The following is a 6,780-nucleotide window of genomic DNA, read 5'->3' as shown; positions in this document are numbered from 1 at the left end:
CCGCGCGCCTGGGCTCTGCCGCCCCGGCCGGCTGGGGCCCGGTGCCGGAGGGCGGGACGGGGACCGTCAGGCCGGCCGTCGTGGGCGCCATGTCGGCCAGCGCGGTCAGGGCGCGGGCGCAGTCGCGGGCCGTCGGGCGGGCGTCGTCCTTTTTGGCCGTCATCCGGCCGAGCAGAGCGCGGAACTCCTCCGGCGCGTCGAGCGGCAGGGCGGGTGGGCGGTGCAGCCGTGCGATCGCGGCCTCGACGGGGCCGCCGCCGTACTCCAGCCTGCCCGTAAGGCATTCGAGGAGCACCAGGCCGAGGGCGTAGATGTCGGCGGGCCGCCCCACGGGCCCGCCGAGCACCTGCTCGGGGGACAGGTAGGCGGCGGTCCCGACGAGGGTGTCGGCCACCGTCCGGGCCGTGGCGTCCAGGGGCCTGGATATGCCGAAGTCGGCCAGGTGCGGACGGCGCGCGGCATCCAGGAGGATGTTGGACGGCTTGACGTCGCGGTGGACGATGCCGGCCTCGTGTGCGTGGGCCAGCGCCTCGGCGAGGCCGGCTCCGAGTGCCGCGGCGGCGTCGGGGGACAGCGGCCCCTCGGCGATGTGGTTCTTCAGCGTGGTGCCTTCGATCAGCTGCATGACCAGGAAGGCGCGTCCGTCGTGGTGCCCGGCGTCGAAGGCGGTGACCAGGCCGGGGTGGTGCAGCCGGGCCAGGATCTCCGCTTCGGCCCGCCAGCTCTCCTCGGCGTCGAGGCAGGTGTCGGGCCGGAAGACCTTGACGGCCACGGGTCGTCTCATCCTCAGGTCGAAGCCCCGGTAGACGTCCGCCGCACCGCCCGAGCCGAGGGACTCGTCCAGGCGGTACCGGCCGCTGAGCACCTCGGCGTGAAGCCGGGAAGCCGTGGCCTGAGCAGGTTCGCGAAGCCTCATTCCCTCTCCTACTGCGTTGGGGGGCTTACGCCAGTCGGTGATCCGGACCCGACGCTCCTTGAGACGCCGCGTACCCGGAAGAGCCGCGTGCAGCCCTGCCGATCGCGATCCGCCGGCGATCCGGGCCGCGCACAGGGCACGGCTCCCGCGTTTTCCTGCGCCCGGCCGGGCCCGGTAGGAGGCGGGCCCGACCGGGGCGCGAGGCCCCCGCTCCCCCGCTACCGCGGCTTGGCGGTGAGCATCCGGCCGGCGGGCGCCTCCGGGACCGGCGGGACGGCTTCCTGCGGGGCGGCGGGGACGGGGAGGGCCGTGTGGTGCATGATGCGCGGGTTGAGGTCCTTGTGGACGACCCGGGCGACGGCCTGGATGGTGTTGATGCCGTCGTTCATCGTCTTGTTGTCCTGGGTGAGCACGGTCAGGCCGTAGTCGTGGCCGTTGCCCGTGAAGGCGCCGATGCTGTGCACCCGCCAGCCGTGCGTGGCGCGCGGCAGCCAGCCGTTCTTGACCTGGACGGTGGTCCCGGTCACGGCGCCGGCCGGGGTGCCCCAGCGCTGCGAGGAGACGACCTTCTTCATCAGCCCCAGCTCGTAGGAGCGGGCGCTGTCGGTGAGCACGGAGTTCTTCGAGGTGAGCAGGGTCAGCAGCCGCTGCTCGTCCTGGGCGGTGATCTGGGTCAGGCCCCAGTAGCCGCCGGAGCCGGGCACGGTGTGGGTCATCCCGGCCGCCTTGAGGAAGGCGTTGACCTTGCTGACGCCGAGCTGCTTCCACAGGCTGGTGGTCGCGTCGTTGTCGGACTTGGTGATCATCTTGGTGCTGAGGTCGATCTCGCGCTGGGTGAGGTAGCGGTTGTGCTTGGCGTTGTCCCACAGGAGCGTGGCCAGCACGGTCGCCTTCACGACGCTCGCGGAGTCGTACTTGCTCGTCGCGCGCAGCGTGCACGTGGTGTTGGTGGACCGGTCGTAGAGCGCGAGCGCGACGGTGGACTTGCGGCCCTTGAGCGCGGCGGTGATGTCCTTGGTCAGCTGGGCGGCGAGTCCGGCCCGCTTGGAGGTGCAGCTCACCTGCGCGGTCGCGGCGGAGGCGGGCGCGGCGGCGAGCGCGACGGGTGCGAGGACCCCGGCGGCGACGGCGGCGCAGAGCGCGGCGCGGGTGCGCCCGGCGGTACGGGACATGGTCATGGTGCGTTCCCCCTGGAAGGTTCGTGCGGGCGGCCCCCCGGCACGCCCGCATGAGATGACTCGCGGGCGGCCGGAAGGTTGTACGCGTCCCAGGGCCCTGCGGGGGCCTGTTACAGGTCTGTCGACTTGCGGGTGCGCGGGCCTACAGATGCGTCGGCTCGAACATCGTCAGACGGGCCGGGAGTACGACGACCGAGGGTCCCGGCCGTCCGAACGCCTCCGCCAGGTCCGCGGCGAGCGTCTCGGGGCTCGTACGGACGGCCGGGACGCCGAAGGACTCGGCGAGGGCCGTGAAGTCCGGGCGGGCCAGCTCCGTGCCGGTGGTCTCGCCGAAGGCACCGGTCAGGTACTCGCGCAGGATGCCGTAGCCGCCGTCGTCCACGATCAGCCAGGTCACCGGCAGGCCGTACTGCCGGGCGGTGGCCAGTTCCGCGACCGAGTACATCGCGCCGCCGTCGCCGGAGACCGCGAGGACCGGCCGGGTGGGGTCGGCCACCGCCGCGCCGAGCGCCGCCGGGAACGCGTAGCCGAGGCCGCCCGCGCCCTGGGCGGAGTGCATCGTATTGGGGCGGCGGGCGTCGAACGCGGCCCAGGCCCAGTAGCCGAGGATCGTCATGTCCCAGAAGCTGGGCGAGGCGTCGGGCAGGGCGGTCCGGATCGCCGCGAGAAGGCCCTGCTCCAGCTCCCGGCCCTGACCGGCGATCCGGTCCCGGACCCGGGCCAGGACCCCGGCGGCCCGGTCGGCGGCGGCCGGGTCCTCGCGCGGGGCGACCGCGTCGATGAGGTCGGCGAGCGCGTCGCGGGCGTCCGCGTGGATGCCGAGCGCGGGGAGGTTGGCCTCCAGCTTCCCGGCGTCCGCCTCGATCTGGATCACCCGCCCGCGCGGGGCGAACGTGTAGTAGTTCGAGGAGAGTTCGCCGAGTCCGGAGCCGACGACGAGCAGGACGTCGGCGTCCTCCAGGAAGTCGGTGACGTGCCGGTCCTCCACCCACGACTGGAGCGAGAGCGGGTGGCCCCAGGGGAAGGCGCCCTTGCCCCCGTACGTGGTGACGACGGGGGCCGCCAGCTTCTCGGCGAGCGCCCGCAGCTTCCCGGCGGCGTCCGACCGGACGACCCCGCCGCCCGCGACGATCGCCGGGCGCTCCGCGTGCGACAGCAGGTGCGCGGCGACCGCGACGATCTCGGGCCGGGCGTGGAGCTCGCGCGGGGTGGCGTCCGGGGCGAGGACGACGGGCAGCCCGGTCTCCGCGTCCAGCACGTCCTGCGGGATCTCGACCCAGACGGGGCCGTGCGGGGCGGTCAGGGCGGACTCCCAGGCGGCGGCGATCGCGGACGGGATCTGGGAGGCGGCGCGCACGGTGTGGACGGACTTCACGACGTCCCGGAAGGACGCCTGCTGGTCGCGCAGTTCGTGCAGATGGCCGTGGCGCCCGCCGCCCAGACCCCGGACCGGGATCTGGCTGGAGACCGCGAGGACCGGCGCGGAGGCGGCCGCCGCCTCCTGGAGCGCGGCGAGCGAGGTCAGCGCGCCGGGCCCGGTCGACAGGAACAGCGGGGCGACCTCGCCGGTGATCCGCCCGTAGGCGTCGGCCGCGAACCCCGCGTTGTTCTCGACGCGCAGCCCCACGTACTCCAGCGACGAGCGGCGCAGCGCGTCGAACAGCGCCAGCGCGTGCTGTCCGGGCAGCCCGAAGACCGTGGTCGCGCCGAGCCCGCGCAGCGTCTCGACGACGAGGTCGCCGCCGGTCCGCCCGGGCGGGGGGTTCAGCGCGGCCTCGATCTGGGCCGGGGTCAGCTCGGGCCGCTCGTCGTGGTGGTCGTGACTCAACGCTGCCGGGCCTCCGCGATCTGGCGGGTCATGATCGTCGTCAGCTCGTACGCGGTGTGCGAGGCGGCGACGGAGGTGATCTCCGCGTGATCGTACGCGGGGGCGACCTCGACCAGGTCGGCGGAGACCAGGTGGCAGGAGGACAGTCCGCGCACGATCTCCAGGAGCTCGCGGGAGGTGAGGCCGCCGGCCTCGGGGGTGCCGGTGCCGGGGGCGTGCGCCGGGTCCAGCACGTCGATGTCGACGGAGATGTACAGCGGCCGGTCGCCGATGCGCTGGCGCAGCTGGTCGGCGATCTCGTCCACGCCGCGCCGCATCACGTCGGCCGAGGTGACGATCCCGAAGCCCATCTTGGCGTCGTCGGTGAGGTCCTGCTTGCCGTAGAGCGGGCCGCGGGTGCCGACGTGGGAGAGCGCCGAGGTGTCGAGGACGCCCTCCTCGACGGCCCGGCGGAACGGCGTGCCGTGGGTGTAGGCGGCGCCGAAGTAGGTGTCCCAGGTGTCGAGGTGGGCGTCGAAGTGGAGCAGCGCGACCGGGCCGTGCTTCTTGGCGACGGACCGCAGCAGCGGCAGCGCGATGGTGTGGTCGCCGCCGAGCGTCATCAGCCGGGCGCCCGTGGACAGCAGCTCGTCGGCCGCCGCCTCGACGGTCTCCACGGCCTCCTCGATGTGGAACGGGTTGGCCGCGATGTCCCCCGCGTCGGCGACCTGCGCCAGGGCGAACGGCGAGGCGTCCTGCGCCGGGTTGTAGGGGCGCAGCAGGCGCGACGCCTCGCGGATCGCGTTGCCGCCGAAGCGGGCGCCGGGCCGGTAGGAGACACCCGAGTCGAACGGCACCCCGACGACGGCCACGTCCGCCGTGCCGACCTCGTCCAGGCGGGGCAGCCGGGCGAACGTCGCGGGCCCGGCGTACCGGGGGACGCGGGAGGAGTCGACGGGACCGCGCGGCGCGTCGTTGCTGCTCATGGTGGGTGGTGCCCTTTCCATCGGGTGCGGGGGCCGGGGTCTTCCGGCGCGTCTGCCGGAGCGACGCTAGGCGCCCGCGGGGCCGGACTGAAGTGTACGTTTCGTCCACTCACCCACCGGAACGGATGAATCCCCCAGGTCCGCCCCGCGCCCCTGATCCCGGCACCCTGAGGTGTCCCTCTCAGCGCCCCATGGCTTATGTTGCAGTGGCAAAGGGGGATCGCATGGCACGGGATTACGACAGTCAGCTGCTGGAGTCGGTGGGAGTACGCCGCCGGCGGATGCGCGACGCGCTCCTGTTCGGCACCGGCCGTGCGCGGCGGACGGCCGACGAGCGCCTGGGCAAGGTGTTCGCGGGCATCGCGATCACCGCCGTGCTGTGCGCGGGCTGCGTCGGCTGGTCCTTCCTCCAGCACACCCTGGACAAGCAGAAGGCCGAGCAGGAGAAACAGCAGCGGCAGTACCAGCAGTACAACCGCTGACCGGTCGGCCCCCACATTCCTGGACGTCGCGATGATTGGTTCTCGTCAGTGAGTACGGCAACGGCTCCCCGAGCGGAGATGAGCCGGGTGACCCTGGTAGGCGAGCGGCGCCGCGCGGATCTCGTCCTGCCCTCCGACACCCCGGTCGGACAGCTCCTTCCGGACATTCTCCAGCTGCTGGACGACCGGGCCGCGTCCCGTCCGCTGACCAGGCAGCTGCTCACCGCCGACGGCTCGGCGCTGCCGCACGACGCCACCCTGGCTTCTGCGGGCATCGGCGACGGTGCCGTGCTCCGGCTGGTCCGCGTCCACGCGGCCCCGCCGGCCCCGGTGGTCCACGACGTCACGGACCAGGTGGCCGACAGCCTGGACCTCCAGACCTGGCGGTGGCGACCGGCCGCCCGCCGGGCGGGCGCGGGCGCGGCGACCGTGGTCTTCGCGGTGATCGCCGCGCTGCTCGCCCGCCGCGAGTTCCCGCTGGGCGCCCTGGCCGGGGCGCTGGCGGGCGTCACGGTCCTGCTGATGGCGGCCGGTGCGCTGATCGCCCGGCTCGGCCGGGGCAACCGCTCGCTGACGACCGCGCTGCTCCTCGTCTCGGCCGGTCTCGGCGTTCTCACGGCGTGGACGGCCGCCGACGCCCACGACTGGTCCGGTGCGCTGCGGCTGGCGGCCGTGGCCGGGGCGGTCGCGCTCTCGCTGGTGCTGCTCGGGCTGCTGTCGCCGCTGGGCCGCGGCGGGCTGATCGGCGCGCTGGCCACGGCCGTGGTGACGGGGGTCTGGGAGATCGTCGCCGCCGTGGCGGAGGACCGGGCCCGGCTCGGCGCCGTGACGGCCGTGTTCTCCGTGGTCCTGCTCGGCCTGCTCCCCCGGCTCGCCCTGATGGCGTCGGGCCTCACGGGGCTGGACGACCGCCGCTCGGGAGGCGCTTCGGTCAGCCGCCACGACGTGGGCAACGCGCTGGCCGCCACGCACAGGGGCCTGGCCCTGGCGACGCTCGTCACGGCGGTGTCGGCCGCCGCCGGGGGCTGGCTCCTGACCACGGCGGGCCGGCCGACGGTGTGGACGGTGCTGCTGCCGTGCCTGGTGGCGGTGGTGCTGCTCTCCCGGGCGCGGGCGTTCCCGCTGGTGGCGGAGGTGGTGGCGCTGTTCGCCGCCGCCGCGGTCGTGGCGGTGCGGCTGGTGGTGCTGTGGCTGGACCACTCCGGGGGCGCGGGGCCCGTCGCGGTCCTGTGCGTGGCCGCGCTGCTGCCCCTGCTCGCGCTGGTGGCGGAGCCGCCGGAGCACGTACGGGTGCGGTTGCGGCGGACGGCCGATCTCGTCGAGTCCATCGGCGTCGTGGGACTCTTCCCGCTCGCGGTCGGGGTGTTCGGCGTCTACGGGCAGCTGCTGAACAAGTTCTGACGACTCCGAG

At 74.2% G+C, this 6,780-nt stretch carries 6 protein-coding genes; 2 read left to right on the top strand and 4 right to left on the bottom strand.

Features of this window, described 5'->3' with window-relative positions; translation table 11 throughout:
• The 4 genes from G3I41_RS15810 to speB all read right to left on the bottom strand — a co-directional run.
• A partial coding sequence (locus tag G3I41_RS15810) for a serine/threonine-protein kinase (protein WP_164400842.1) occupies positions 1–916 on the bottom strand: 916 nt, incomplete at its 3' end.
• Positions 917–1,134: 218 nt separating this feature from the next.
• Positions 1,135–2,094 carry a serine hydrolase gene (locus tag G3I41_RS15805; RefSeq protein ID WP_164400841.1) on the bottom strand — a complete coding sequence of 320 codons (960 nt, stop codon included), beginning with the start codon at positions 2,092–2,094 and terminating at the stop codon, positions 1,135–1,137.
• Positions 2,095–2,236: 142 nt separating this feature from the next.
• Positions 2,237–3,922 carry a thiamine pyrophosphate-binding protein gene (locus G3I41_RS15800; RefSeq protein ID WP_164400840.1) on the bottom strand — a complete coding sequence of 562 codons (1,686 nt, stop codon included), beginning with the start codon at positions 3,920–3,922 and terminating at the stop codon, positions 2,237–2,239.
• Positions 3,919–4,887, bottom strand: coding sequence for an agmatinase (speB, locus tag G3I41_RS15795; RefSeq protein ID WP_164400839.1), 969 nt, complete (start codon positions 4,885–4,887; stop codon positions 3,919–3,921). Before speB ends, G3I41_RS15800 begins: the two co-directional genes overlap by 4 nt.
• Before the next feature lie 224 nt (positions 4,888–5,111).
• Here speB and G3I41_RS15790 point away from each other — a divergent pair, with 224 nt between their 5' ends.
• Together G3I41_RS15790 and eccD are read left to right on the top strand one after the other, a co-directional pair.
• Complete coding sequence (locus G3I41_RS15790; RefSeq protein WP_161212351.1) at positions 5,112–5,369, top strand: hypothetical protein; 258 nt, start codon at positions 5,112–5,114, stop codon at positions 5,367–5,369.
• A gap of 78 nt (positions 5,370–5,447) precedes the next feature.
• Positions 5,448–6,770: a type VII secretion integral membrane protein EccD gene (gene eccD, locus G3I41_RS15785; RefSeq protein ID WP_164400838.1), complete on the top strand. Its 1,323-nt coding sequence runs from the start codon at positions 5,448–5,450 to the stop codon at positions 6,768–6,770.
• The last annotated feature ends 10 nt before the right edge of the window (positions 6,771–6,780 follow it).

Origin of the sequence: Streptomyces sp. SID9727, from assembly GCF_010550605.1 — a bacterium.
Taxonomy (GTDB): Bacteria; Actinomycetota; Actinomycetes; order Streptomycetales; family Streptomycetaceae; genus Streptomyces.
This window is presented reverse-complemented; position numbering and strand designations above follow the sequence as displayed.

Bases quoted from the DNA above. Each gene is read 5' to 3' on its own strand.
- G3I41_RS15805 (WP_164400841.1), bottom strand. From the start codon at position 2,094: ATGACCATGTCCCGTACCGCCGGGCGCACCCGCGCCGCGCTCTGCGCC.
- speB (WP_164400839.1), bottom strand. From the start codon at position 4,887: ATGAGCAGCAACGACGCGCCGCGCGGTCCCGTCGACTCCTCCCGCGTC.
- G3I41_RS15790 (WP_161212351.1), top strand. From the start codon at position 5,112: ATGGCACGGGATTACGACAGTCAGCTGCTGGAGTCGGTGGGAGTACGC.
- eccD (WP_164400838.1), top strand. From the start codon at position 5,448: ATGAGCCGGGTGACCCTGGTAGGCGAGCGGCGCCGCGCGGATCTCGTC.